Source organism: Martinezella lusitana (genome assembly GCF_900094565.1).
GTDB classification, from domain to species: Bacteria; Pseudomonadota; Alphaproteobacteria; order Rhizobiales; family Rhizobiaceae; genus Rhizobium; species Rhizobium lusitanum.
The window spans coordinates 36,552-61,771 of the sequence record NZ_FMAF01000017.1 but is presented as its reverse complement, the minus strand read 5'-3'; the positions used below and the strand labels follow the sequence as shown (position 1 = coordinate 61,771).

General features: G+C 59.2%; 23 protein-coding genes and 1 pseudogene. 9 read left to right on the top strand and 15 right to left on the bottom strand.

The annotated features are described in order from the left end of the window. Positions 1–218: 218 nt before the first annotated feature. The 7 genes from pepT to GA0061101_RS25890 form a co-directional block, all read right to left on the bottom strand. Positions 219–1,478: a peptidase T gene (gene pepT, locus GA0061101_RS25920; RefSeq protein WP_037197907.1), complete on the bottom strand. Its 1,260-nt coding sequence runs from the start codon at positions 1,476–1,478 to the stop codon at positions 219–221. Between the two features lie 165 nt (positions 1,479–1,643). Beyond that, complete coding sequence (locus GA0061101_RS25915; RefSeq protein WP_037197777.1) at positions 1,644–2,879, bottom strand: CapA family protein; 1,236 nt, start codon at positions 2,877–2,879, stop codon at positions 1,644–1,646. 93 nt (positions 2,880–2,972) lie between these two features. Beyond that, on the bottom strand, positions 2,973–4,643 hold the full coding sequence (locus GA0061101_RS25910) for a dipeptide ABC transporter ATP-binding protein (RefSeq protein ID WP_037197778.1): 1,671 nt from the start codon (positions 4,641–4,643) through the stop codon (positions 2,973–2,975). Next, the gene (locus GA0061101_RS25905) at positions 4,640–5,515 is read right to left on the bottom strand and encodes an ABC transporter permease (RefSeq protein ID WP_037197780.1); all 876 of its coding nucleotides are present in this window, start codon (positions 5,513–5,515) and stop codon (positions 4,640–4,642) included. Before GA0061101_RS25905 ends, GA0061101_RS25910 begins: the two co-directional genes overlap by 4 nt. Before the next feature lie 11 nt (positions 5,516–5,526). Beyond that, positions 5,527–6,504: an ABC transporter permease gene (locus tag GA0061101_RS25900; protein ID WP_037197782.1), complete on the bottom strand. Its 978-nt coding sequence runs from the start codon at positions 6,502–6,504 to the stop codon at positions 5,527–5,529. 5 nt (positions 6,505–6,509) lie between these two features. Next, positions 6,510–8,102 carry an ABC transporter substrate-binding protein gene (locus GA0061101_RS25895; RefSeq protein WP_092575635.1) on the bottom strand — a complete coding sequence of 531 codons (1,593 nt, stop codon included), beginning with the start codon at positions 8,100–8,102 and terminating at the stop codon, positions 6,510–6,512. A 163-nt stretch (positions 8,103–8,265) separates the two neighbouring features. After that, positions 8,266–8,802, bottom strand: a complete 537-nt coding sequence (locus tag GA0061101_RS25890; protein ID WP_051963641.1) for a hypothetical protein — start codon at positions 8,800–8,802, stop codon at positions 8,266–8,268. A gap of 138 nt (positions 8,803–8,940) precedes the next feature. On the opposite strand from GA0061101_RS25890, the gene GA0061101_RS25885 reads away from it, so the two are divergent. The 3 genes from GA0061101_RS25885 (at position 8,941) to GA0061101_RS25875 (ending at position 11,247) form a co-directional block, all read left to right on the top strand. Beyond that, positions 8,941–9,168, top strand: coding sequence for a helix-turn-helix transcriptional regulator (locus tag GA0061101_RS25885; RefSeq protein WP_280951443.1), 228 nt, complete (start codon positions 8,941–8,943; stop codon positions 9,166–9,168). 426 nt (positions 9,169–9,594) lie between these two features. Then, complete coding sequence (locus tag GA0061101_RS25880) at positions 9,595–10,917, top strand: type II toxin-antitoxin system HipA family toxin (RefSeq protein WP_092575632.1); 1,323 nt, start codon at positions 9,595–9,597, stop codon at positions 10,915–10,917. 21 nt (positions 10,918–10,938) lie between these two features. Continuing rightward, on the top strand, positions 10,939–11,247 hold the full coding sequence (locus GA0061101_RS25875) for a helix-turn-helix transcriptional regulator (protein WP_037197787.1): 309 nt from the start codon (positions 10,939–10,941) through the stop codon (positions 11,245–11,247). Positions 11,248–11,378: 131 nt separating this feature from the next. On the opposite strand, the gene GA0061101_RS25870 is transcribed toward GA0061101_RS25875, so the two are convergent. The 8 genes and pseudogenes from GA0061101_RS25870 to traA form a co-directional block, all read right to left on the bottom strand. After that, positions 11,379–11,885 (bottom strand): GNAT family N-acetyltransferase, encoded by a 507-nt coding sequence (locus GA0061101_RS25870; RefSeq protein WP_037197909.1) that lies wholly within the window; start codon positions 11,883–11,885, stop codon positions 11,379–11,381. A 129-nt stretch (positions 11,886–12,014) separates the two neighbouring features. Continuing rightward, complete coding sequence (locus GA0061101_RS25865) at positions 12,015–13,421, bottom strand: hypothetical protein (RefSeq protein WP_092575629.1); 1,407 nt, start codon at positions 13,419–13,421, stop codon at positions 12,015–12,017. Positions 13,422–13,452: 31 nt separating this feature from the next. Then, positions 13,453–14,502: pseudogene (locus GA0061101_RS25860) on the bottom strand (class I SAM-dependent methyltransferase). Between the two features lie 236 nt (positions 14,503–14,738). Next, positions 14,739–15,536 (bottom strand): LuxR family transcriptional regulator, encoded by a 798-nt coding sequence (locus GA0061101_RS25855; RefSeq protein ID WP_245297575.1) that lies wholly within the window; start codon positions 15,534–15,536, stop codon positions 14,739–14,741. 68 nt (positions 15,537–15,604) lie between these two features. Then, positions 15,605–16,222 carry a TraH family protein gene (locus GA0061101_RS25850; protein WP_092575626.1) on the bottom strand — a complete coding sequence of 206 codons (618 nt, stop codon included), beginning with the start codon at positions 16,220–16,222 and terminating at the stop codon, positions 15,605–15,607. Between the two features lie 5 nt (positions 16,223–16,227). Continuing rightward, on the bottom strand, positions 16,228–17,379 hold the full coding sequence (locus GA0061101_RS25845) for a conjugal transfer protein TraB (RefSeq protein ID WP_037197914.1): 1,152 nt from the start codon (positions 17,377–17,379) through the stop codon (positions 16,228–16,230). A gap of 16 nt (positions 17,380–17,395) precedes the next feature. Continuing rightward, the gene (traF, locus tag GA0061101_RS25840; protein ID WP_092575621.1) at positions 17,396–17,926 is read right to left on the bottom strand and encodes a conjugative transfer signal peptidase TraF; all 531 of its coding nucleotides are present in this window, start codon (positions 17,924–17,926) and stop codon (positions 17,396–17,398) included. Continuing rightward, positions 17,923–21,225: a Ti-type conjugative transfer relaxase TraA gene (traA, locus tag GA0061101_RS25835; protein ID WP_092575618.1), complete on the bottom strand. Its 3,303-nt coding sequence runs from the start codon at positions 21,223–21,225 to the stop codon at positions 17,923–17,925. The genes traF and traA overlap by 4 nt, the downstream gene beginning before the upstream one ends. 244 nt (positions 21,226–21,469) lie before the next feature. On the opposite strand from traA, the gene traC reads away from it, so the two are divergent. The 6 genes from traC (at position 21,470) to GA0061101_RS25805 (ending at position 25,205) form a co-directional block, all read left to right on the top strand. Further along, on the top strand, positions 21,470–21,766 hold the full coding sequence (traC, locus tag GA0061101_RS25830) for a conjugal transfer protein TraC (RefSeq protein WP_037197794.1): 297 nt from the start codon (positions 21,470–21,472) through the stop codon (positions 21,764–21,766). Positions 21,767–21,770: 4 nt separating this feature from the next. Continuing rightward, complete coding sequence (gene traD, locus GA0061101_RS25825) at positions 21,771–21,986, top strand: type IV conjugative transfer system coupling protein TraD (RefSeq protein WP_037197796.1); 216 nt, start codon at positions 21,771–21,773, stop codon at positions 21,984–21,986. Further along, positions 21,973–23,907, top strand: a complete 1,935-nt coding sequence (gene traG / locus GA0061101_RS25820) for a Ti-type conjugative transfer system protein TraG (RefSeq protein ID WP_037197797.1) — start codon at positions 21,973–21,975, stop codon at positions 23,905–23,907. The genes traD and traG overlap by 14 nt, the downstream gene beginning before the upstream one ends. 138 nt (positions 23,908–24,045) lie before the next feature. Then, positions 24,046–24,288 (top strand): hypothetical protein, encoded by a 243-nt coding sequence (locus GA0061101_RS25815; RefSeq protein ID WP_037197798.1) that lies wholly within the window; start codon positions 24,046–24,048, stop codon positions 24,286–24,288. A 288-nt stretch (positions 24,289–24,576) separates the two neighbouring features. Beyond that, positions 24,577–24,888 carry a WGR domain-containing protein gene (locus GA0061101_RS25810; protein WP_051963648.1) on the top strand — a complete coding sequence of 104 codons (312 nt, stop codon included), beginning with the start codon at positions 24,577–24,579 and terminating at the stop codon, positions 24,886–24,888. A gap of 38 nt (positions 24,889–24,926) precedes the next feature. After that, entirely contained in the window at positions 24,927–25,205 is a 279-nt protein-coding gene (locus GA0061101_RS25805) for an HU family DNA-binding protein (RefSeq protein WP_037197799.1), read from the top strand. The last annotated feature ends 15 nt before the right edge of the window (positions 25,206–25,220 follow it).

Here is a 25,220-nt window from a genome sequence, read left to right as displayed (position 1 = left end):
GTCCGCCCCGCAAATGTCTGTCCATGATCCCCAACCGGGGTTGAAACCTCCACCCGGAGCCCTGTAACCTTTGGCACCGAAGCGCCCGGACATACATCAAATCAAAACGATGTGACATCTCTCACAGATGCCCCTCACCTATCCACTCATTCTTGTGAAGCAAACACCTGGCTCAGATAAATTCCATTCTGCCACATGAGCATACGGGGCTCGCTAGCTCATGAATCATGCTTTGACGTCCGGGGATCACTGCCCCCTTCCGCAGCAAGAGTGGAGAGCATGAGAGCGGTCTCGTAGGATTTCTCGAACGCCGGAACCGGCAGGAATTCGAAGCGCGAATGGAAATTATAGGCGCCAGTAAAGAAATTCGGGGTCGGTAGACCTCGGGCAGACAGGGCGGCCCCGTCGGTTCCGCCACGCATCGGAGTGAGCTTTTTTTCGATCCCAAGCCGACCCAGGGCGTTGAACAGCAGCTCGGCCGAGCGGTTGTCCTTCTGAAGGTAGTCGCCGATATTATGATAGGTGTCGGTCACGCTGTACTGCACCGATCCTGAACGGTATTGCGAGGCGATCCGTTCCACGACATCACCGATACGCTGTTTCCGCTGCTCGAATTTGACCTTGTCGAAGTCACGGATCATGACCTTGAGCCGGGCCTCGCTGTCGTTCGCAACAAGGTCCTTGAACCAGAAATAGCCTTCGCGTTTCTCCGTGCGTTCCGGTGTTTCGTTGCGGTCAAAATGGGAAATGAAGTCGAGCGCCATCAGCAGCGGGTTGACCAGCACGCCCTTTGCCGACATCGGATGAGCACTGACGCCGGTAAAGACGATCTCACCGGATGCGGCGTTGAAATTCTCCACGACGACCTCGCCAAGCTCACAGCAGTCGACGGTATAGGCGAAGTCGCACGGGAAGCGGCTCAGATCGAGCGCCTTGGCGCCGCGTAGTCCGATTTCCTCGTCCGGAACGAAGGCGACGAAAATGTCGCCGTGAGGCCGCGACGGCTCAAGCCTGGTAAGGAGTGTCATGATGACCGCGATGGCTGCCTTGTTGTCTGCTCCGAGCACGCTCGTTCCGTCGCCGACAATAATGTCCTCGCCCCGCCAGCCGTGGATTTCCGGATGGTCTGAGATCCGCAACCATATGTCTTTCTCCGGATTGAGGCACAGATCCAGCCCCTCGAAGCGTTTGATTTGAGGCCGGATTACCGGAGAGAGGCCGACATCGACCGTATCGAGATGCGCGATGAAACCGATGCGCGGGGCGCCCGGGCTATTGCCGCGCTTTACGCCCGTCACGATCGCATGCTCGTCGACCACGACGTCATCAACGCCGAGACCACGCATCTCCTCCGCCAGCAGCCTGGCGAGTTCAACCTGCCCCGGAGAAGATGGCAAATGCGTGGAAGCGGCATTACTCTGGCTTTCTATGGCAACGTAGCGGAAAAATCGGCCGATAAGCTCGTCGCGAACGCCCATCGTTTCTTGTTCAGTCGAATACATTCAATTCCCTCATAGGCGATGAATGATTATGCTCTTGGGTGGCGATGCCCGGTAAGTATCCGATGGCTGTCATCCGTCCCCTCACCTCCAGATCACAGGAGCGTCCAAAGCCCGGAACCACATACCGATCAGGCCGAAAAATTAGATGCGAAGAATACCTATCCCGCCTTCCAATTCGATCTGTACGCCCAGACTTGCCGATTGCTCCTTGAATCGTCGCAGGATTCTTTCGGCGCTGCCTCCCGTCGCGAGGTGTGGAACCAATCGGCTTTCGAGCAAGCGATCCTTCAATCCGTATTCTCCGCCGATCACGATAGGATAGAAGCTGATGTCGATCAGATCGTTATCCTGCCCGTAAGAGCACACACCGACAACGCTCTCCCAGACCTCAGGCGCTCGCCATGACGATTTTTCCGACCTGACATGGAAGATGAAGTTGCCGAGGCTGTAAAAAATCGGACGGCGACGATAGATTTCCATGGGCTGTAGGACCGGAGCGCCGTGGCTGACGAACATCGCCGCACCTGCGTCGATGCATTGTCTTGCAACGCCGCCGACCCACTCCGGTACCTCGTACCAGTCAGATGCCCAGTGGTGATGGTGCAGATAGGCTATGACGAGGCAGCCATCCCTGGCAGAGGAAGCAATTGCCTCGAGGTTCCGAGTAATATCGTACTCGTCAATTTTGACGCTCCTGCCGAATATCTCCGATCGTTTGAAGATTGTGCGAGCGATACCAATCTCCTCATGCGGATCAACATACGAAGGGTCGTCGGGCTGGCTGTCATTGGTGAGGTCAATCGCGGTGTAGCCAACACTCTCCCGAATGGAGCGAAGCTGCCCGAAGGCTGCGTCATCAACCTTGATGACCTGCGAAAGACGCAGCCGGTTCACGCCGGGGCGCGCAGGGCGGCCTATGTCTGCATTCGCTGCATACATGAAGTCGGGACCCGGCCCCCCGTCCATCGCAACGATGGCGACACGTCGTCCGCCGATTGTTCCGGTGCCTGCCTGCGAAGCCTCGAATTGGTTGCGGCCGAGGCCGGCATGGAGGAAACCTCGCTTCTCGACCTCTTCCAGGGTCGAGAGCACACCGGACGGGCCAAGATCAAACGCATGATTGTTCGAGAGCGAAAGTGCCCGAAACCCGGTCGCCTGAAGCGCATCCAGGACGACAGGATCGCTACAGCCGAAGAATGATCCCTTGAGCGGCCATCCACCATGGCTTCCAAGGATCGTTCCCTCAAAATTGGTGAACGAAAGATCCGCGCGGTTAAGCAGGGTCTGTACCTCCTGAAACGCCGGAGCACGGATAGCACGGATGTCGTATTTTATAAGGGATTGGCCCGTGACGGCCAATGTGAACCTGTCATTCATATGTCACCTTTTGTGGCTGCAAGACACCACCAATGTCTGAGAAACGGATGTGGAACACCGGGCCGCTGGCGCGGGGCTGCGGCCCGGCAGCACTCAGCACGTGAACCGGAGGGGCCGGGCGTCGATGAGGGTGCGCGTGTATGGATTTTGCGATTGCGAGAAGATGAAGTCGGAGGACCCGAAATCCTCGACCCGGCCGTCCTTCAAAATATATACGAAACTGCAGAGCTGCTGCACGACGGCAAGGTCATGGGAGATGAAGATCATCGTCATATCCCTCTCGGCGATGCTGTCTTTGAGAAGCGTGACGATTTCGGCCTGTACGGACACATCGAGCGCGGAGGTCGGCTCGTCGGCGACTATTATCTCAGGCCTCGCGAGCAGCGCCCGTGCGATGCAAACGCGCTGCTTCTGGCCGCCCGACAGTTGGTGTGGATAACGGGCGAGCAAGTTCCGGGAGAGACCAAGCTGATCCGTCATCGTCCCGACGTCCGCGGGTTCTTCACCAGAACACATATCCACGCCAAAGCGGATGCTTTCATGCAATGTCTCGCCGACGGTCATCCTGGGATCGAGCGAAACAGAGGGATCCTGAAAAACCATCTGCACACGGCCCAGTAGACCATTGCTACGGCCACTCTTTGAAACATCGAACTCGTTTCCGCCAATCGTCACCCGTCCCACTGAGGCCATGTCCAGTCCGGCGATGATCCGGCCGAACGTCGTCTTTCCGCTTCCACTCTCTCCGACAATGCCGGTGATCTCGCCGCGCGGCAGCCGTATGCTTGCGTCCCGCAACGCAAACTTTGCCGCGTTCCGGCCAAGGCTCCATGAGAACCCTTGTGGGGAGAAAGTTTTCGAAACACCCTCTGCGACGAGAAGAACCTTGGCGCCCTCTCCGCAATCGGAGGACATGGTCCGGCTGCCATTGGTTCCTGGCTCTACTGCAGCCGCCGATATCCGCAGCCGCGGAACTGCGGCAAGCAGGCTGCGGGTGTAGTCGTTTTCGGGCGCATCGAGAATGATCGCGGTGCGGTCCTGTTCCACCACCTGGCCCTTTCGCATGACGAGAACCCGATCGGTTATCTCGGACACCACACCCATGTCGTGGGTGACCAACATAATGGAGACGCCCGTCTCGTCGACGAGGGTTCGAAGGAGCTTGAGGATCTGCTTTTGGACCGTAGCATCCAGCGCTGAGGTCGGCTCGTCAGCGATGATGATGTCGGGAGATCCCGCCAGCGCGATCGCGATGACCACCCGTTGCCGTTGCCCTCCAGAGAATTGGTGAGGATAATTACTGTATCGCTGCCGCGGCTCCGGAATTCCGACGCGATCAAGGAGGTCAAGAGCACGTAGACGGGCGGTACGCCTCGAAAGTGAGCCGTCGAACGCCAGAATTGTCTCCTCTACCTGTGCGCCGACGCTCATCAAGGGATCGAGCGAGGCGGTATGGTCCTGGAAGATGGCGGATATCCGGCGTCCTCGGATGGCGCCCTCCCCCTTTTTCCTGCCGTCGATCGGTTTGCCGTCAAATTCGATCGTACCCGACATCACCTCAAACTCAGGCGCAAGCAAGCCGAGGACGGCATTGCCCAATGTTGACTTTCCGGCCCCCGATTCACCGATGACGCCGAGGATCTCGCCGCGTCCGAGCTCGAAACTCACGTCGGTGAGGATCGTCAACGGTCCGGACGCCGAACGATGGCGAAGGCTAAAGTTCTTCACCTGAAGCAGAGGCGTTCTTCCAGTGTTTTGAGTCATACCGGACGGCTCCTTGGATCGAGACGGCGTCGGACATCTTCACCGACGAGATTGATGCTTGCGATCAGCCCAAAGAGAGCCAAGCCAGGAAAAAGGCTGATCCAGTATTGGCCGGTCAGAAGGTACTGGAACCCGTTTGCGACTGTGGAGCCCAGTGACGGCTTGTCGATCGGAACGCCGAGGCCAAGAAAGGACAGGGTCGCTTCGAGTGCAACGGCATGGCCGACCTCGATCGGGATCAAGGTCACGGCCGGCGCGATGCTGTTAGGAAGCAGGTGGCGAAAGATGATCCTGGAGGTCGGCAACCGCATGAGCCGGGCCGCATCCATGTAGGATTTGTTCGTCTCACTGAGTGCCACGCTGCGCGCCAACCGGGCATAACTTGCCCACTGGGCGATAATCAGCGCCAGAATGATCCGGTCAATTCCAGGCCCGAGGGTGACGATCGCGATCAAGGCGATCAGGATCGTCGGCAGGCTGAGCTGTAGGTCGACGAGCCGCATGATCACGATGTCGGCCCACCTGCCGAAATAGGCAGCGCTAACACCCGCCGTTAGCCCGATCAGGGCGGCGACCGCTGCGCTTGTGACTGACACCACGAGGCTGATGCGCAAGCCGTAGAGGATACAGCTGACGATATCCCTGCCGAGCCCGTCCGTTCCGAACAGGTAAAGATAGCCGCCGCTGCCCCACGTACCCGGAGGAGAGGATGCCTCCCACCCGTAGATTTGCAGGGGGTCGTATGGGTTTTGCGGCGCGATCGCCGGTGCGGCAAGGGCAAGCAGGATGTAGGCCACAAGCAGGATTTTGGACGGGGTCAGCGTTTGCCATTGAGGACGCCGGTTCAACGCCCGGAGAATGTGAGCTTTCATGGCAGTTCCCTTTATGAAGACAGGCGCACGCGCGGGTCGAGCACGGCATGGAAGAGATCGACAAAGGCATTGAGGGCGACGACGGCGACCGAGATGAAGGTCAGTGTCGCCATCACCACCGGCCGGTCGAGGAGCTGGATGGAGTCGATCAGGAGCTTGCCGACGCCCGGCCACGAGAAAATCGATTCCACCACCACCGCAAAGGCGAGCATGCCGCCGAATTGCAGGCCGATGATCGTCATGATCGGCACGCTGATGTTCGGTAGAGTGTGGCGAAGCAGGATCCTTCGTGGGGAAAGCCCTTTCGCGCGGCAAAACCTCGTAAAGTCCAGGCTCTCGACTTCGATCGTGCCGGATCGCGAAAGCCGCGCGATCAGCGCGATGTTCGGTATTGCCAGCGCAAGCGCCGGAAGAACCGTGTGCCAGAGGCCGTCCCGGGTCAGGACGCTCCACTCCTGGCCCATGAAGCTCGCCGTCGCGCCCCTGCCCCCGGATGGAAACCAGCCTGTTAGGACGGCGCCGATGAGAATCAGCATCATGCTCAGCCAGAATGACGGGACGCTGAGTGCGAACACGCTCGATCTGAGCACGCTCCGGTCGAGCAGTGTTCCCCTCCTCCGGCCGGCCAGGAGCCCCACTCCTGTTCCGGCCGGAGCCGCGATGAGCATCGCGATACATGCGAGTTCAAGCGTCGCGGGAAGCTTGCTCATCACCAGCTCCAGAGCCGGCAGATGATAGATGTATGAGGTTCCGAAGTTTCCATGGACGACGTTGTCGATGAAAAGGAAGTACTGGCGCCAGATCGGTTGATCCAGTCCCAGCGCGACCGTCGCGCGCTGGATATCCTCAGGCGTGGCGGTTTCGATGTTGACGATGTTGAAGACCGGATTGCCGATGCTGTGAATGCCGATAAAACCGATCAACGACATGGCAAGGAGGAGAAGGAAGGCTTGGCCCAGTCTTCCGAATGCTGCTGAAATCAAGGCCATGGTTCTCACTCCGTCGTTGGAAGCGTCTGCATCGCGGTCGTCCAGCCGCGGGGATGCATCACATAGGAGCCAATCCGCGGGCCGAAGCCGACGATGTGATGGAAGTGATAGAGGGGAATGATCGGCTGGTCGGCCATCACGAAATCCGTCGCTTCGGCAAGCGCCTTGTTCCGCTCCGGGCCTTCCTGGATGCTTTCCGCCTTTGCAAGCATCGCGTCGAAGGCCTGGTTCCGATAATGCCCGAAGTTCAAGGCTCCGGTTCCCCGTTCGGGATTTGGCGAGGCCAGGAGAGCATGGAGAATGATGTCGACCGTCTCGCCGGATGTGCCGCCGTACCAGGCGGCAAAGTCGCCGCTAGCGCGCTTGGTGTTGAAGACCGAGAACGGAAAGGCGGTGGGCTGGACGGCGACCCCGATGCGCGCCCAGCTTTGCGCGATCGCCTGGAGGCTCTCACCGTCGCCGGGATAGCGACCGGAGGGTCCGGCGAGAACCACGTTGAAGCCGTTCGGAAAGCCTGCCTTTGTGAGGAGCGCCTTCGCTTCGTCGTAATTCGGATCCTCCGGCTTCAGATTGGACGAAGCGCCCGGCAGACCGCCCGGGAAAACCTGTATCGCGGCCGTACCGTAACCGGCAAGGATCTTGTCGACCATAATTCCGCGATCCGTCGCCATCGCAAGCGCACGCCGCACTAAGGGGTTCTTGAAGGGGTTGGGGATCTGCTCGCCGGATTTGCTCGTCACGCCGGGAAGTGTCTCTCTTTCCACGTCGAACTGCAGGAAATTGACACGCGCCGCAGTGACGCTCTCGATCCTCGCGCCCCGCTGTTTGAGCGAGGCCACGTCGCGTGCCGGAATGGCGTCCGCAACGTCGACATCCCCGGTGGCCAAAGCCGCCACCCGCGCCGCAGGATTCTCGATGATCCGGAACGTCACCTCGGACCAAGCGGGTCTGCCGCCCCAATAGTCGTCGTTCCTCGTAAGCTTCAGCATCTCACCGGAACTCCAGCTCTCGAACTTATAAGGCCCGGTGCCGACGGGAGGGCTTCCGGCATTGAGCTCCTCCGTGGCTTGGAACCCCTGCCCCGGTCGATGCATCACGAAGATCGAGGAAAAGGCCAGCGGCAGGTTGGGGACATTGCCGTTCGTATCGATGACAACGGTGAGAGGATCGGGCGCCGAGACCGCCTTGATCTCGCTTACATAGGAACGAAAGCCACCGCTTGGCGAGTTCAGGAAATCCCTGATGCGCGCGATCGTGTAGGCGACATCGTCTGCGGTGAAGGGCGAGCCGTCATGAAAGCGGACGTTTTCCCGCAGCTTGAATTGCCATTGCGTGCCGGATGTCGCGCGCCAGGAGACGGCAAGGCCCGGCTTCAGATCGAGACGCTCATCCTGATAGACGAGCCGCTCGTAGATGTGGGAGAGCAGCGAGGTGTTTTCGTTGAGATTGGCGTAATGCGGGTCGAGCGTCATCAGCTTGTAGGAGGTCGCGATGCGAAGCTCCTGTGCCTGGGCCGGCCCCGAAAGAATGCTCCAGAACGCAAGCGAGATCAGCAAGGCCGACAGAAGAAGCGGACGAAATGAATTTTCTTGTTTCATTATCGAGTTCCCAATTTTTTTGATTTTTGGCACAGCCAGCACCGCCGCGGCGGAAGGCGTTCCACCACGCGTTCATCACTGGAGCGAAGTCCTCAGAAATCCGGCATCGCGGATGCCAGTTGACCCAAGCGCAACTCGGACTGAAAGCTGGTGTTGATCGCTCCTACGTCGCTGCGCCGGACTGCGAGAAGGACATTTCCACATCGATCTTCAGCAGATCGGCTATGACGGAACGGATTTGCGGCCAAGGATACTCATCGCTGATGAGCGAGGGTTGCCACTTTGTGACGACGGCATGGAGTTTCGCGGTTGCGCCGGTGATCGATTCCGCCGGCGTATCCCACAGGGTTTCCGCCATCTCTCCCTCGAGGGCAAATGCATGGCGCTCTTCTTGGAGAGCCTCGCTGTATCCGACTTCGTCGGCAGCCTTTCCGGCTTCGGAAGCTTGCAGCGGTGAGCCCACAATCGAAAGGAGCTTGGTTTCCAGGCCCTGCTGTCGCAAGCATGATTCGATCACATGTTGCCGGGCCGCACACCATTCATGCCATATCGTGAACGCGAGATCGCCTTTGCAAGCCTCCAGCGGCCCGGTGAGTGAGGCTGCAAGCTCCGGATATGTGGGTAAAGACGCCGCCACGAAGGAATGGAATTCTCCCCGGGTGACCGGAGGCAAAGTTCTGCTATTGTCGGAATCAGTCATGATCCGAGCTCCCGTAAGCTTGGTTGTGGCTAGATCGGGTAGGTGTTCGCGCACCTACTCGATCGTTGAGTTGCAGTTTTTCCTACAAAATGATAGAAGTCAATCAGAAAGTTTGCCTTGAGTAACAACCTTCTCACAGTGGAGCAATGCCGTGGAGCACGAGCTATGTTGGGCTGGAGCCAAGCAGAGCTTGCGAAGGCAGCTAATGTCTCTCGCCAAACTATTGCTGATTTTGAACGTGGGGCACATCTGCCCATAAGCAACAATCTCGCGAGTATCATTGTAGCCTTTCAAGAGGCCGGGATCGAATTCATCCGGGAAAATGGAAGTGGCGTCGGCGTTCGCTTCATGAAGCCGATGTCGTGAGTCACCGGAAGGCGGTGATGCCATCAGGCGGAAGCATATGAAAACTGCCCTATTGGAAAGTAAATACCACAGGCTGTAGCGACAACTTCACGCTCTTTCCGTCATGGCGGATGAAGCTGGAAACACATGGCAGCTCTGGTAAGGAAATTTGTATTCGCCGACTTGCAAATCAACGTTTTGTCGGTGTTCTACTTAACATTTCGCCCGCATGCTAGTTGACGTTCGGCCAGACCTCAATCAGCGTTCAGCCAGTGCCTTAATCAGCATTTTGCCCATGCCAATTTCAAACCGTATAAAGTCCAGCAAAAGGCTCACAAGGTCGCCTCGGGAATTGGAAGGTGACTATCGGAATAGATTATTGATCCATTTTACTGGGTTGATTTCTTCGCAAAGAAGCATTAATTGAACCATTAAAAGGGTCATGCGATGCGATTAACGCTTCAAATCCATTTTAGTGGTGAGTGGCATCAAGCTGCTACACTCGAGATACGCGACGACGATACTGGCTATCAAGGCGCGTCGATCGTTGACTATGACCTCGACTATTTCATTGCGGCGGCGTCCCAAGAATTCGCGCTAGGCAAGGCGGTCTGCGACTTTCGCGCGCTGTCCGTCCGGTACCCGGTGGACCTCGAAAACCGATATGGCCGTCATTGGCCTCCCTTCCTTCTGGACCTGATGCCGCAGGGACACGCACGGCGGAAGCTCGCCGAACATCTTGGTCTCATCGAAGCGTCCCGGGCATCCGATCTTCCCCTGCTCCTTCGATCGGCGGCGGGCGGAATAGGCAATCTTCGAATCAGGGAAGCGGCGGAAGCGGAAGCGGAGCGTTTGCAAGGCGTGCAGCGCCAAGGCGTTACCGAGACGGATATTCTGGCGCGCTCGGACCGCTTCATGGAAGTCGCCGATCGTTTTGGAATGCTTGCCTCCGGTTCAAGCGGCCTGCAGGGCGAGTGGCCGAAAGTGTCGATGACCCAAGCAAGCGACGGACTATACTACCCTGACAGCTTCGTCGACGACGACGAGGCAATGCGTCATGTCATCGTCAAACTGGTTCGTAGCACCGAGCCAGTAGATCGCCTGATTCTCGAAGGCGAAGCACTGTATTCCCGTATTGCTGTTGAAATCGGCCTGAATGTCAGCGAAGTCTCAACGTATGCGGAAGGCGTGCTGATTATTCCTCGTTTCGATCGGCAGAAGGGGAAGAATGGCCAGACGATACACCTTGGGCAGGAAAGCCTGGTCTCTGCCATTGGCGTTGCCGATTTCGGCCATATCGGATCGCACGAAATCTATATCGACGTTCTGAAGCGATATTCGTCCGATCCGTTCGCTGACATAGTCGAATACCTGAAGCGCGACATTGCCAACCTGGCGCTCGGCAATCCCGACAATCATGGCCGGAACTCGGCATTGAGCAAGCTTCCCGAGGGGCGGATCCGGCTGTCGCCGCTATTCGATTTCGCACCCATGCGACTGGCCAAGGAAGGAATTATTCGTTCCACGCGCTGGGCTTCCATGCGCGATGCAGGGCGCGATCACCTTCCGGATTGGAAACTGATCTGCGCCGAGCTTATGCCCGATCCGGATGAACAGGCGCGCCTCATAACCGCGCTCGGCCAATTTGGCGAACGCTTGAGGCAGGCGCCGCAAATTGCCGAAGACATCGGCGCGCCGCTCGAAATTCTCGATCGGGCGATGAGCCGCTGCATTGAGATCGCGGACAGCGTTTCAGTGGCCTGCGCGTGACATCAGAAAGGAGCTGATCAAATGGCCCGCTGGAAAAAACCCACGAAAGAAGAAATTCTGGAGCACCGTCGGAATCTGGCCGAGCAGGCGCGCCAGGGTGCCCTGCGTCTGCCGGGCGCAGTGGTGGAGATCCGCAAGAGCTTTGGGATGACACAAGAGGAGTTCTCCAAAACCCTCGGTCTTACGCGGCGGCAAGTCGCAGAAATCGAAGCTGGCACCGCAAACCCGACACTTGAAACACTGGACAAGATCGGCCGCCTGTTCGGATTTGCTGTCGGTTTTGTGCCAAGAACGCCGCGTGAGGACGCCGCGAAATCGCCCTTCAACTGACAACATGCACCGTTTCGTCGCCCACGGCGGCAAACGCAGGGCCGAGTACCCAATCGCCGAGTCTTTAACCAAGGCGGTTGCGGATGACAGCCGCTACCAAATTCCAAACCCGATAGAAGCGCGGTAAATGCTCATCCGCTCAGTCGCCGCACCATGATGACGTCCACGATTTCCCTGTCACCGTCCAGCAGCCCACAGGGGATCCGGCCAACCTCGATAAATCCATGGCGCCGGTAGAAGCGCAACGCCGCGGGATTTTCGGCGTTGACGGCGAGTTCCAGCTGCAAAACTCCCTCGCCTCTTGCAAAGTCGATCACAGCATCCAGAAGATCTTTGGCAAGACCGGTGCTGCGAAAACATTCACGCAGATAAACCATCACAAGGGTGGCGCGATGGGCCATCTTTCTCGGTCGAAAACGCAACAATCCCATAATGCCGATGGGCTCGCTTTTGCTGAACGCGACAAATACGGGATCATTCAGCCTTTGACGCCATGCTTCATCAGGGAGCATGACCCAATCCTCAAATCTGCTTGCGAACGACGCCGGCTCGCAACGAAGGGCTTCCAGCCGAATGCGCCGGAAAACGTCGATCTCGTCAGGAACAATTCGCCTGATCAATACTCGCTCTACTCCCATGACGGACTCCAGAAACGTGAACCGAGTTCCGACCGTGGAGAGTTTCGAGCCCAATCGACCACTTGCCGCATGGAGGGGCTTTTTCTTCCCAAATCTCCCAGGCGGCAGCTCCCCAGAAAGCCGCAAGAATTATGCCCACTGCCACTCTGCGGACGCAGGATGAATTGCTTCAGCCCTGATATGCGCCGACAGTTCCGCCCAAATCGGATCGCTGGTGAAACTCGCAAGGTCGCCGGCGGCATCCTTAAGCGAATGGGCGCCATATCTGTCAGCCACCTCCATCGCCACCCCGCTCTCTTCGATCTCCATGAACGGAGACCCGTCCTTTTGGCGCAAGACGCGGTGTCCCCACATCCCGGGCTGCTCGTCGGCATGTAGCGCATCCAGAAGCTCCCGATCCCTTGCGACATCGAGTGCGGTTGCGATAAGGTACCGCATGAGGGGATAGTAGACGGTCTGCCGACATCCGCCGAGAACACGAATGCCGGGCAGGATCGACGTCACCAGAAACGTCAGCAGCAGACTAGGCACCAATTTGCGCTGGCGCAGCGGGGCCGCGATGCTTTCAGGATCGAACCCCACCTCACGGAACGAAGGGGATCCGCCTGAAAGAACGCCGTCCTGCAAACGCAAGGGGAATATCCGGCCGCCCTCCAATCCCCAGAAAAAATCGGTTGATTGGCGAACCCATCCTGCCCACGGACCGCTATTCAGCCGGTCCAGCGCCCGCAACATGTTTTCCGCGAACTCGCCACCGCCGGCAAAGCGAGATGACAGCCACGAAGTCGGATCCTCAAAATGTTCCGCGACGAGATCGGCAACATCGATATCGTCAAATTGCAGCAGCCGTAGAGACGACGGAAATGATCTTCGCCATAGGACCTGATTGGCGGCTCTGATCGCCTCGGCTGCCGACGGAAAGTCACTGTCCGGCAAAATAGCCTTGAGCTGGGCAGCGGCGGGATTGGCGGCTCCGCCGGCATTTCGCTCCGTCAGCGTGAACCGATAAGGTCCGTTGAAGCCACAGATACTGTAAGGATCCATCCGGCTTCGAGACAGGCCGAACACGTTCACAACCTCGCCGCCCAGCGAAAGCCATCCGGGGCCTTTTTTCGACTTCTCTGTGAACTTCACCGTCGAGGAATTGTAGCAGATGTGCCAACGATGGGCATGGGCGGTGAGACCGAGTGCGCTGAACAGGTGCGTGTAGAAAGCATCGGGCTCGATCAGCAAATGACAATGTGGGCCGGTTTGGATAACTGGCGAAGCCGAAATTTGCCGGCCTGCATCCTCTGCATCGTCCTGACTGGCCCCTGACCTCAATGCGATACGCGTGACAAACGCCCGCAACCGGATCATCGCGTCATCGCGAATCGAACATCGGCCGCGGCGGCCTTCTGCGTAAACTGCAGATGCGTAGTCCTTGAGCGGAAGCGCCCAGAACCGGGCAAGGTCGGGCATCAGAAAAGACAACGCCTGTCTTACATCCTCCGCAGCACTTTGACCGCTCATGGCACTCGACAGCTCTTTGCTCATTTTTGCTATTCTCGCATGATCAACCGACCGTTCAGGTTTCGCTGTCGATCGACTGCGGCGGTCGCCACGCCCAGTCTAACGGTATCGGATTTTTCTCATCATTCACGAGGATGTGCGGCACCTGCTCGTAGCAAAACCCTGACGGTATCGCCGGTCTCACCATCGAAGTGATAAAGTCTCGCAGCGAATTCAAGGAATTGGAGGAGACGATCGTATAGAAATTCCCGCTATTCCAGGTGACGACCACATATCGGAAGTATTATCGCAGAGCCGATTGCGATGCCTCCAGATCGACCTGGAAGTCGAACATCGTATCCAGAACACCGCGCTTCTTCTCAACAATCTGCGTCTTCGTGAAAAACCTCGACTTGAACACCTCGTCCTTTTGGCGCTCTCGTTCAAGGTAGGCCTCAGTGTTTCCGTGGGCGAGCTTTTGCACCTGAACCAATACGCCGTTGGAACGGACACGGGGCGCGATGAAGCCGGTTTGATTGTCCCTGTCACGCCCGTACATCTGGAACGTAGTGTCTTCGAGAAGGACATCATATCCGTCCCGAAAAGGCTGAAGGGCTTCATCCGTCGCGTACCGCTCATCGTCCAGTTCGAAGAATGGCCCGTGGTAAAACTGCGCGTTGTCGCTGCCTCTCCGGGCGAAAAAGGAGATACGGTTGCCGTCCGTGGGACTGCAATTGAGAGTTCTCAGGCGCCCGTCACCCAGCTTTGCCAGTGTCCTCGCAAGGGTGCCGGCGCCCGCCCCCAGGGTGTAGATCGTCGCAGGGCGTCCGTGGCGCGCCCACGTCTTCTGCGCAAACGAGAAGATAGCGGCGCCCAGGCGACACTCCTCCTCCAACCGATAGGGAATGCTTGCAAAATAGTGGCTATCGAAATGTCCCCACAAACGTCGGTGCGTATCCCAGAATGTCATGCAAGCGAGATCGAACGACAGAAGACCCATCTCAGGTTCGGGCCTGTCCAGATCGGGCGCCCCTCCCAGTCCGCTGGCCGTTTGCTCAAAGAAGGTTGCAAACGAATTGAGGCGCGGAGCCTTCCGCCAGGCATCTATTGTCTTGCTGTCCACCATGGTGCGATCCTCGTTTCGAGCCAAACGACAGGTGCCGCCTTGATCCGATTTTCGGATCAGGGCTCACAGCTCCGCCGATCGTCCCTGCCAAGGGCGTTTTTCGCGACTAACCGTGATTGCGTAGAGTTGATTGCCCGGGAGACTCGATGCAATCTACCGATATCGAGAGATTGACTCGCAACTTTGACTTGCTCAAAGACGTCGTCAAAACGCCGAAAAGGCGTATTTGCGCGGTGTCAGGTCTCGATTATTTCAAGGAAGCTTGCCCTTGCGATAGCCTGATACATCGTCCTGGCATCGAGTTTGCGTTTGGCTAACGTGAGGTAGAGGCGCACGGCATTCTCCGAAATTTGCAGTCTCGCGGCGATGCGCTTCGAAACGAGGCCCCGCGCCAGGAGTTGAAGACATTCCTGTTCTCGCCGGGATAGTTTCCGGTAGCCACCACTTTGGCGTAGGCCCGACACGGACAGCACTTTCTCGTGCAGATAATGGGATAGAATCTGCAGGTCGTGGTTCCTCGATATGCGTAGTTTCCGCCACTCAGGGCTCGGCAGGTTCGACGTCACCGAAAACAGACTGCGTTCGCCGCCCGGGCCTCTGATCGGGACTGTCAGACCGTGCCGGCCAATGTCGAATGACGCCGCCTCCTTGAAAAAGTAGCGCGTCCCAGGGGATCTCTGATCGAGGCTTGACCAATCGACGGGCAGGAAGCCATTGCGGCTGAGTTCGATGACAGGGTCGATCTCGAAATAGTTTTTTCGAAGATAAAGGGATGTCCATTCCTCTGGATATGTCGTGCAATAGAAGGGATAGGCGTCTGCCCGATTTGCTGGCCGGACCACCAAAAAGACCAGATGAGCAAAATGGTATCGCTCTCGAATATCAGCGATAGCGACATTCAAATCCGCTCTGCTGCCTACCCTTCGCAATATCGCCAGCGACCATGACAATGGCGACGGTTGTCGATTTTCCATTGGTTTCCTTTCGAGAAGCGCGACGCGTTTACTGTCTCCGCATATCGGGCGATCTGCCATCCCGCTTGGTGTGGGCGTATTCGGCGTTGAATCATCAACGTTTCATTTGTGACGCGGCGGAAATCGGCTTATCTCGAGCCGCCGATCCCGGAGAGATCGATGCGCATCCCTGCTCTGTTGGGATCGCTTGCACCGTCGGCCTTCGGACCATCCTGGCCATCTTGGTCCTGCGGCTTTGCACTTGCGTTTGCATCCGGCTCGATGACAGGGTCGCCTTCCTTCGGCTCCGCGAGTTTTACCTCGCCAGGATCGGCCGCAGTAAACACCGCCTTTCCCTCGAAATAGCCGCTCCGCCAGGAGATGATGGCGTCCTCAAACGCCTCGTCGACGGCGTTGCCGTACCATGTCGTGACGATACGGTAGACCTTTCCGAACAGCGCCGTGCCCATGCTAATGTTTTGGCAAGAATCGACCAGGTCCGGTTTCAGCTGCGAGACATCCTTGATCCCGAGACCGGCCGGATACTGCGTGATCCCCACGCGGACAACGGCCTGTCCGACATACTGCCCAATCAGTGCCATCGCCTCCTCGGGCGTTTTTGCCTGCGGTACCAGAATAACGCTGTTTCCGGAGCGAACCGAGACGGAGAGCGGACCGGGCGACCCGGCCTGCGCGATGAACTTTTCGACGATGGCAGGTTTCAAGGTCGGATCGGCGCATTGCCGGATAAGAGCGGCATCGACCATAGTTGCTATTCCTCTGCTTGGGAGTTGAAGGCGGTGACGAGGGGCAAGTCGAACAGCCGGGCCCAGGCGGTGGTGCTGGCGTTCTGGATCGCGATGATCGATGTGCCGGATGTCCACCAGCCGTTGCCGGCAGCGACAATAATCTCTGGCCTGTGCAGCATCGACTGCAGCACAGGCCAGACGATGAGCTGCTCGTAGCAGATCAGCGGCGCGATCCTCTGGCCACCGAGCTCGACGACGGGGTTGGTGAAAAAGCCAGCCCGGGCGCCGCCACCCCGTCCACTCCAGGCAAGCCACGGCTGCCACATCGACGCGGGGACGGGCATCCGCTCGTGATAAAGGATGCGTGCCCCTTCGCTGGAGATCGCCACCAAGACATTGTCGTAGCCGGCGCGCTCGATGACTGTAGCGCCGGCGATCACGATGACGCGGCTGTCCGCCAGCTCTCCCTGCCAGTACCGCTCGACAGTCGGTGTCCAGAAGCCAAGGGCGCCTTCGGGAAGCACGACGACGCGCGCGCCATTGTCTGCGACCTGTCTGACCGTTGCGATGAGGCCACGGTGATGCTCGAGAGATGCGTCACGGCCGAGGTTTTTCCCGAGCTCAAGATCGACCCCCGCCCAAGCGTTTGGTACGTTGGATGGCGTCCAGGTCGTGGCGGACCAGACGTAAAGTCCCCCCAGGACTGCGACCGCGATTTGCCACCTTCGACCGGTCATGATGACCAATAGAATCGCGGTCGCGCCGAGGCCGAACCACCCCCATCCCGGAAACAGCACGCCAGCGGCAGTAATCGGATGCGCCCAGCCTGCTATACCGAAAGGAGGAACTGCCATCAGGACGGCAGCCGCCACATAGCGCAGCGCCCTTCCCTTGCCCGGACGATCTGTCCAGAGCGTCGTGTGGACGACCACAAAGGCAAGCGAGGCGACGATCCAGAGCAAGAGCCCCGGCCACAGATCGGACGCATAGAAATTTGCAACGCCCTGCGGCAGCCCACGCGAGGCCGCCAGAAAATACCCACCCGAGACTACAGCAGCGACGACACGCGTCGGCGATTTCGCCCAGAGCAATGGAAAAAACATGGCGACCGGAAGGGCCAGCATGTTTCCGCTCCAGCCGACGGTACCCACCGCGATCGACAGCGCGATCAGGATCGGTCCGTGCAAACGGTCAGGGATCGAAGGTGAGGATCGGCTTGGCGAGGCCGCGGAGGCCGCTGATCGAGATAGGGCCAAAATATCGGGAATCATAGGAGCTCGCAAAGCAAGAGTGGAGAAACAGGTGACCCGACGGCACGATGCCACCAGCAAAATGGAGGAGCGGACGACCCGCACCGTCGCTTGAACGAACAGCGGAGTTGGGCAGAGGAAGCCGATCAATGACCACATTGGAGCCGACCTCCACATGCTGGCCGGGAAGCGCCACGACGGTCTTGATGAGGGGAGCAAAGCCGCCGGGGCATAGCCCACGTCGGAGATAACCGCGCTGCCAGGCCTCCTCAAACTGCGGCGTGGGCGGAGGGCAGATGAACACAAGGTTGCCAACGAGGGGGTCTCGACCAAAAGGCTCGATGCGCCAGAGACCAAGTGGTTCGCTCGGCGTCAGGTTCAGCCTGACGCCGCCTACAAACGCGATCCCTGCGAGAGCCACCATGACGCTCGCACTGGCAGTGACGAACACAATCACCCCTCGCCTGCTCATTGCTTCATCACCGGCGCCTGACGCTGAGCGAGCTTCAGGTCCTCGGTCTGCTTCAGCGTTGCCACTGCGCGCTCATGGGCCGATAGCTGCTGAACTGTGCGCATCACCGGCCAGGCTTCTTTCAGCCGCTCCTTCTCCTCAGGTGCCAGCCCCTCTGAGAGCCTGTCGAACAGCTGACCTTGCGGATTGCGCGCGGCGTTGGTCAGCAGGGTCCGCTCACCGAACCGTTCGGATACCGCCTTGTTGAGGCCGTCGATTTCGGCCTTGGTTTCGCGTATGCTGAGCGCGTATGCCATCGCGGCGGGAAGATCGTGGCGGTCGATCGCGTCGCGCACTCGTTCCAGCACGCTTAGCGCTGCCGGCGACAGCGCCGGGATGTCGATCGAGACGCGCTGGCGTTGCGCCTTCTCCTCACTCTCGAGCCGCTGCACGGCGACCTCGCGGATGCGAAGGTAGGTTTCGACGTCGCGCTTCAGCGCGGGCACGTTGACCTCGGCGACGCGGCGGGCCTCGCGGTCAGACTTGCTGGAGAGAACCCCGGTCTTGCCCTTGAGCGGGCCGATCGACGACGGATCCGCGGCAAGCTTGTTCAGCGTCTGCGACGCAACTTGGCTGTCGGCAAGGACCGCGTCGAAATTCATGGTACGGAAGGCGGGCTCCGGATCGGCGAACACATAGCGAAAACGTGTCGAGACCTCGTCCCATTGCTTCTTCACGGCGGGATCGTCCGCAACCTTCCGATCGACGGCATCGCTCAACGGTACTGGGAACAGTTTTACGCCTGACACCATCGGGCGGATCTCCTTTGTCGTTTGAGTTTTTAGGGTTTGCGTCAAGCCGAGACGTGTCCCCGCTGCTCGAAGGCGAACAGCAAGATCAGCAAGTTTCGAGCCCTGGCGCAGCGTCCAGTCGAGCCGATCACGCAGCAGGGTTCGAGCGACCTGGACGATTTGCAGGCCGCGGTTCTCCGCAAAGGCGAGCGCCGGGCGATAAAGCTCGCCGCGCTCGTAGTCGAGCGTGGTCTCCTTGGCATTCCTGCGCGACAGGATCTCTTTCAGACCGCCTGCCTTGGCAAAGGAACGACGGCCATAATAGAGTGCCAAGTCCTCGCGATGGCGGGTCATCGCGACATAGGTCAGATGGCGATCCAGCGAGAGGGACGCGAGTACCTTCACCCTGTCGACGGTGGCGCCCTGGCTTTTGTGGACCGTGGTCGCATAGCCATAATCGAGGTTGTTGTAGAAGCGCTGCTCGACCGACACCTGGCGACGCTGATCGCCCTCGCCGATCACGACAGAAATGCGGTTCGGCGCTGCCTCGACGACACGGCCGATCATACCGTTCTTAACGCCGAGCGAACCTTCGTTCTTGAGGAAGACGATCTGGTCGCCAGCGTCGAAATGGCGGATACCGTCGGCAGTCCTGAAGGAATGCCCCTCACTGAGAATGCCTCGCTCGACCAGCTTCTCGCGCGCCATCACGTTGAGCATTCGGACGTCGCGTCGGAGATGCGCCAGCATCAGTATGGACTTTGCCGGATCGTAGTCACGGTTCCAGTCGGCGATGAGGTGTTCCACAGCCTGAGCTTTCAGCTCCGCGCCAACCACCCTGCCCTCGGAACGATAGGCGGCGAGCGCTTCGCCAACGCGGCCGCGTGCCAGATCGAGCGACGCCTTTCGCATCCAGTCCTCTCGCTGGCGATAGATGGTTTCGAGTTCGGCGTAGCCAACACGGTCCGCGATGGCGCGAAACGCGGCGCCCGCTTCGATCGGCTGGAGCTGCTCGGGATCGCCGACAAGTATGAGCTTGGCACCGGACTTGACGACCGCTTCGACAAAGCCGGCCATCTGCCTGGACGCCAGCATGCCGGCCTCGTCCATGACAAATACCGTCCGGGCATCGAGTGCGTCGCGTCCCTTTTTCCAGCGCAGCTCCCATGACGCGAGCGTGCGGCTTTGGATCCCTGCTTCCTTTTCCAGACCCTCTGCCGCCTTGCCGGCAAGCGCGCCACCGACGACACGGTATCCGGCAAGTTCCCAAGCCTCACGGGCTGCCTTCATCATCGTGGTCTTGCCCGCACCGGCCCGACCGACGACAGCGGCGATGCGCGCCGGACCTGCGACATGTTCGATCGCTACTCGCTGTTCAGTTGACAGGCGGGCATGGCGCCCGAACGTCGCTTCCAGCACCGACTCAGATACACCATGTGTTTTCCGCTCGGAGAGCCAGAGCGAGCGCCGTGCCATCTCCGCTTCCAGCCGGATCAGCTCTCGCGTCGTGTATCGCGCCGGCAGCCTCTGGCCGGTCGCGAACTCGATCGTGTCCCGCTGCAGACGCAGGATTTCTAGGCTCTGCAGAATACGTGCTAGAAGCTGCTGGAAAGTGCCGGGATCATCGATATAGCGATGCAGCACCTTGGCCACGTCGCGTTCATCGAAGACGCTCTTCTCACGAGAGACGAGATCGACCACGATCTCCGGGCGCGCCTGAATGCGCCGCAGGTTGTCGGCCTTGCGTGCCTCCTGCAGGTCGAGCCGCTCAAGCGAAGGCCGCTCCCCTTCCACCATCGCTTTCCGCTCGATCGCCTTGGCGCCAACGCCGAGATGGATGGTCGGCCGGAGCTCGATACCCTGCTTCTCATAGGACCGGCCGTCGACGTGCAGCGCGACCCCATTCAGCGCCAGATGATGGTTCTGACGTTCGAACCAGGCGTCGCGAAACGCATTGAAGTCCTTGTTGTCGCCAGCCCATAGTTCGTAGACGATTTTGCCGGCGGCGTTTCGAAGCGGCTGCCCGTCCTCGCCGATGACCGCAACCTTCTTTGGCCCAAAGCCGGCCTCGGCCAGCGGCCGCAGCGTCGTCATCAGATGGATGTGCGGATTGCCTGGATTGTCGTGGTAGACCCAGTCGGCCACCATGCCTTTCGACAGGATGTGCTTTTCCACGAAGTCCCGGACGAGCGCGACGTTCTGCTTGGGCGTGAGTTCAAGTGGCAGAGCAATGGTTACGTCCTTGGCAAGCTGGGCATCTATCCGTTTCTCGAAGGCCTCGACCCTGTTCCAGAACGCCTCCGAAGCTCCGGACACCGAACGGTCGGCGATCAGCTTCCGTGCCCATTGCGGCGCATTCGCAGGAAGCACGAACTCCTCGTGCAGCAAGCCCTCCTTCCGGGTGTAATCGATTGTGCGAGCCTCACGCTCGTAGTCCATTCGGGCGCAGTGCCGGTAAGCCGCCGACAGCACCGCGCTGCGGCCGTCGCCGCGGCTGACGATGCTAACTGAGAAGTGGGCGATGGCCACAGCGGTGAAACTCCCCGATATGAACCTTGTTCGTTGGGAGCGGCGGGCCATCTGAGGCCTCTGAGCACGCGTCGCATCAGCGACGTATAATTGCGCCCTTGGAACCGCTCCTTCGGAACGGCGGGATCATCCACAAAAGCATCGCCGTTGGCGATCTGCAGATCTGCAGATTTCAATTCAGGCTCATCCGGGAGAGTTTGGCGTCGCAACAGCAACGCCAAGGACCTCAAGGAGATCGTCCGGAATGAAGAAGCCATCATCCAAGATCAGGGAAGAAATCGCCAGATTGCTGGATCAGTTGAGAGCCGCCGAGACGCGCGAGGCTGAACGCATCGGCCGGATTGCGCTGAAGGCCGGTATTGGTGAGATCGAGATCGAGGAGGCAGAGCTTCAGGCGGCATTCGAAGAGATTGCAGGACAGTTTCGCGGAGGTAGTGCGGCGGCAACGCCGAGAAAAAAACCCAGCGGCGGCAGGATCGGTAGCGAGACCACCTCGACGCTCGCGTCTGGCTCGGGTGCGGGCGGGCCTGGTGAGGCTTGAGCGGATGGCGAAGGGAATGTCGACGGAAGCGCGCAGGAAGGACACTCGCGAGAAGATCGAGCTCGGTGGCCTGATCGTGAAGGCGGGCTTGCGCTACGAGAAGCGAGCACTGCTCCTCGGCCTGCTGATCGAGGCCCGAAAGCGGATTAAAGGCAATGAGGCCGAGCGCTTGCGCCTGACGGCTCTCGGCGCGGAGGCGTTTGGCGATGACAGCGAATAGACTGCTTCTCGGGATCCTTCCGGCGGTCATCATGTTAGCCGCAATGGTTGGGACAACAGGCTTGGAGCACCGGCTGGCGGCATTGGGGACCAGCCCGCAGGCAAAGCTTTTCCTCGGGCGGGCCGGTCTCGCCCTGCCCTACATCGCCGCCGCCGCAATCGGCGTGATCGTGCTGTTCGCCTCGAACGGATCGGTAAATATCAAGGCTGCCGCGCTGAGTGTGCTTGCCGGAAACGGCGCGGTCATCATCAGCGCAGTCGCCGGGGAAGCAATCCGACTTGCCGGCATCGCCAGCAGCGTGCCGGCGGGGAGATCGGTTCTCGCCTATGCCGATCCCGCGACAGGGGTCGGCACAAGCGCTGCATTGATTGGCGGGGTGTTTGCGGCGCGCGTTGCGATCAAAGGCAATGCCGCGTTTGCTCGAGGACGGCCAACGCGGATCGGCGGCAAGCGGGCCGTGCATGGTGATGCCGACTGGATGAGCATGCAGGAGGCCGGGAAACTCTTCTCCGGCGCCGGCGGCATCGTCATCGGCGAGCGCTACCGCGTCGACCGCGACAGTGTGTCGGCGATATCGTTTAGCGCCGATGCGAAGCACACATGGGGCGCGGGCGGCAAATCTCCGCTTCTGTGCTTCGATGGTTCGTTCGGCTCATCGCACGGCATCGTCTTTGCCGGCTCCGGTGGCTTCAAGACGACGTCGGTGACAATTCCAACCGCGCTCAAATGGGGCGGCGGGCTCGTCGTGCTCGATCCGTCCAGCGAGGTCGCGCCGATGGTTGTGGGGCATCGACGAATGGCCGGCCGCAAGGTCATCGTGCTCGACCCCACAAACCCCGCCATCGGCTTCAACGCGCTCGACTGGATCGGCCGCTTCGGCGCCACGAAAGAGGAGGACATCGTCGCGGTCGCGACATGGATCATGACCGACAACGCTCGCGCCGCGTCGGCGCGCGACGACTTCTTCCGGGCTTCCGCCATGCAGTTGCTGACCGCGCTGATCGCCGACGTTTGCCTGTCGGGGCATACGGACGCAAAGGATCAGACGCTGCGCCGTGTCCGGGCCAATCTCTCTGAGCCTGAGCCAAAACTTCGCGAGCGGCTGACACGGATCTACGAGCAGTCGGAATCCACCTTCGTGCGCGAGAACGTTGCCGTCTTCGTCAACATGACGCCTGAGACATTCAGCGGCGTTTACGCCAATGCGGTGAAAGAGACGCACTGGCTTTCCTACACGAACTATGCCGCCCTCGTCTCAGGCGACAGTTTCTCGACCGACGAACTGGCAACCGGCGTCACGGACATCTTCATCGCTCTCGACCTGAAGGTGCTGGAAGCGCATCCGGGACTGGCGCGGGTGGTGATCGGCTCCTTCCTCAACGCGATCTATAATCGCAATGGCGAGGTTGCTGGGCGAACGCTGTTCCTGCTCGATGAGGTGGCGCGTCTCGGCTATCTGCGCATCCTCGAAACGGCCCGTGACGCAGGACGCAAGTATGGGATCAGCCTGGCGCTGATCTTCCAGTCGATCGGTCAGATGCGTGAGGCCTATGGTGGCCGTGACGCCAGCTCCAAATGGTTCGAATCCGCGTCATGGATCTCGTTTGCTGCGATCAACGACCCGGAAACGGCCGAGTACATTTCGAAGCGCTGCGGTGACACAACGGTCGAGGTCGACCAGACAAACCGCTCTTCCGGAATGAAAGGATCATCGCGCTCGCGGTCAAAGCAACTCACGCGCCGTCCGCTGATCCTGCCGCATGAGGTGATGCGCATGCGTGGCGATGAGCAGATCGTCTTTACGGCTGGCAATGCTCCGCTGCGCTGCGGTCGCGCTATCTGGTTCCGGCGCGAGGACATGAAGGCCTGTGTCGGGCAGAACAGATTTCACAAGGTCGGTAAGACGTCTGAAGCCCGCTGATCGAGCGGAGCGCAACGGGTCCGCCAGCGTAAGACGCTCTACGTGCCAGATCACTCGGAATAAAGCCATGACGGTTTGTCATTTCGGAAGAAAGTGCCAGCTCTCATCACATCGAAATATCGCGAGGTATCGACGCTCATGGAATTGCTTTTTACATTCGCCGGATTGGTTGCAATCGCCGTGGCGCTTTACATTTTACTGTCGCAGAGAGGAAAGGGGCTTTCCTTCAAGGTCACGTGCTTGATCTTCAGTGCGTTGGTGTTTTGCCTGGCAGCATTGTGGTGCATTGTTTACGGGCCGGAGCTGTGGATCCTGATACAGGCGGGCGCCATTATCGCCGTCGCAACGCTTGCCGGCCTTTTGGCCTCTCGCAAATCCTGATGTTCGCGATCTGCGATCCCGACGAGATCAAGTGAGAATTTGCCCCGCACCGGAGACCGTGCGAGACAGCAGCCACGGTAGGGCCATGTGCCGGAAGCAGCTGCCCGCGATCGGCGTTCGGTCGGTGGTATCCTCATCGGCGAAAGGCTGGCCCAGAAGTGGCAAGGATCGCGCCGGGGTTAGTGTGAATGATCCGAGCACGGACGGATCACTGTTGTGAATCGATGATACCTATCCGATTCAAAACTCTCATTGGACGGCGGAATCCAAACGCGCGATTCTGCTGTCATGATCGTTCAGCCCTACCACCTCTATGTCGAGCGTATCGAGCCTGAGAAGAACATGGCACGGTTCTGCGTACTCGCAGTCCAGCCGACACTGTTCGGGGAAGTGTCGCTGGTGCGTCGCTGGGGAAGGATTGGCACACACGGCCAGCAGAAGGTTCACATCTTCAATGAAGAGAAACAGGCCATCGGTCTGTTCCTCGAACTCCTACGCGAAAGGCGAAAAAGGGGTTATAGACCGAAACCACCTGTGGAAATCCGGACTATCCGGCATTTGTCATCGCAGCGCGTCAATGACAAACTCATCGCAAGCTGAGAGGGATTCCATCTTCATAAATGAAGCGAGGGACTTCCATGACCACCACCAATGAAATTGCCGACAAGATCGCAGCAGACAACAGCCTGACGAAGGTGCAGGCCAAAGGCATCGTCGAAGCCGTGTTCAAGGCGATCGCAGACGCTGCCGGCTCCGACGCTGAAACCTCCATCCCGGGCTTCGGAAAATTCAAGGTGAAGGCATCGCCGGAGCGCGAAGGTCGTAATCCTTCGACTGGCGCGACCGTGAAAATAGCGGCTTCGAAGAAGCTGACCTTTGCGCCTGCCAAGGCGCTCAAGGATGCACTGAACAAGTGATCCCCAAAAGGGAGA

Bases quoted from the DNA above. Each gene is read 5' to 3' on its own strand.
- pepT (WP_037197907.1), bottom strand. From the start codon at position 1,478: ATGGGCGTTCGCGACGAGCTTATCGGCCGATTTTTCCGCTACGTTGCC.
- GA0061101_RS25915 (WP_037197777.1), bottom strand. From the start codon at position 2,879: ATGAATGACAGGTTCACATTGGCCGTCACGGGCCAATCCCTTATAAAA.
- GA0061101_RS25910 (WP_037197778.1), bottom strand. From the start codon at position 4,643: ATGACTCAAAACACTGGAAGAACGCCTCTGCTTCAGGTGAAGAACTTT.
- GA0061101_RS25905 (WP_037197780.1), bottom strand. From the start codon at position 5,515: ATGAAAGCTCACATTCTCCGGGCGTTGAACCGGCGTCCTCAATGGCAA.
- GA0061101_RS25900 (WP_037197782.1), bottom strand. From the start codon at position 6,504: ATGGCCTTGATTTCAGCAGCATTCGGAAGACTGGGCCAAGCCTTCCTT.
- GA0061101_RS25895 (WP_092575635.1), bottom strand. From the start codon at position 8,102: ATGAAACAAGAAAATTCATTTCGTCCGCTTCTTCTGTCGGCCTTGCTG.
- GA0061101_RS25890 (WP_051963641.1), bottom strand. From the start codon at position 8,802: ATGACTGATTCCGACAATAGCAGAACTTTGCCTCCGGTCACCCGGGGA.
- GA0061101_RS25880 (WP_092575632.1), top strand. From the start codon at position 9,595: ATGCGATTAACGCTTCAAATCCATTTTAGTGGTGAGTGGCATCAAGCT.
- GA0061101_RS25875 (WP_037197787.1), top strand. From the start codon at position 10,939: ATGGCCCGCTGGAAAAAACCCACGAAAGAAGAAATTCTGGAGCACCGT.
- GA0061101_RS25870 (WP_037197909.1), bottom strand. From the start codon at position 11,885: ATGGGAGTAGAGCGAGTATTGATCAGGCGAATTGTTCCTGACGAGATC.
- GA0061101_RS25865 (WP_092575629.1), bottom strand. From the start codon at position 13,421: ATGAGCAAAGAGCTGTCGAGTGCCATGAGCGGTCAAAGTGCTGCGGAG.
- GA0061101_RS25855 (WP_245297575.1), bottom strand. From the start codon at position 15,536: ATGGCAGATCGCCCGATATGCGGAGACAGTAAACGCGTCGCGCTTCTC.
- GA0061101_RS25850 (WP_092575626.1), bottom strand. From the start codon at position 16,222: ATGGTCGATGCCGCTCTTATCCGGCAATGCGCCGATCCGACCTTGAAA.
- traF (WP_092575621.1), bottom strand. From the start codon at position 17,926: ATGAGCAGGCGAGGGGTGATTGTGTTCGTCACTGCCAGTGCGAGCGTC.
- traC (WP_037197794.1), top strand. From the start codon at position 21,470: ATGAAGAAGCCATCATCCAAGATCAGGGAAGAAATCGCCAGATTGCTG.
- traD (WP_037197796.1), top strand. From the start codon at position 21,771: ATGGCGAAGGGAATGTCGACGGAAGCGCGCAGGAAGGACACTCGCGAG.
- traG (WP_037197797.1), top strand. From the start codon at position 21,973: ATGACAGCGAATAGACTGCTTCTCGGGATCCTTCCGGCGGTCATCATG.
- GA0061101_RS25815 (WP_037197798.1), top strand. From the start codon at position 24,046: ATGGAATTGCTTTTTACATTCGCCGGATTGGTTGCAATCGCCGTGGCG.
- GA0061101_RS25810 (WP_051963648.1), top strand. From the start codon at position 24,577: ATGATCGTTCAGCCCTACCACCTCTATGTCGAGCGTATCGAGCCTGAG.
- GA0061101_RS25805 (WP_037197799.1), top strand. From the start codon at position 24,927: ATGACCACCACCAATGAAATTGCCGACAAGATCGCAGCAGACAACAGC.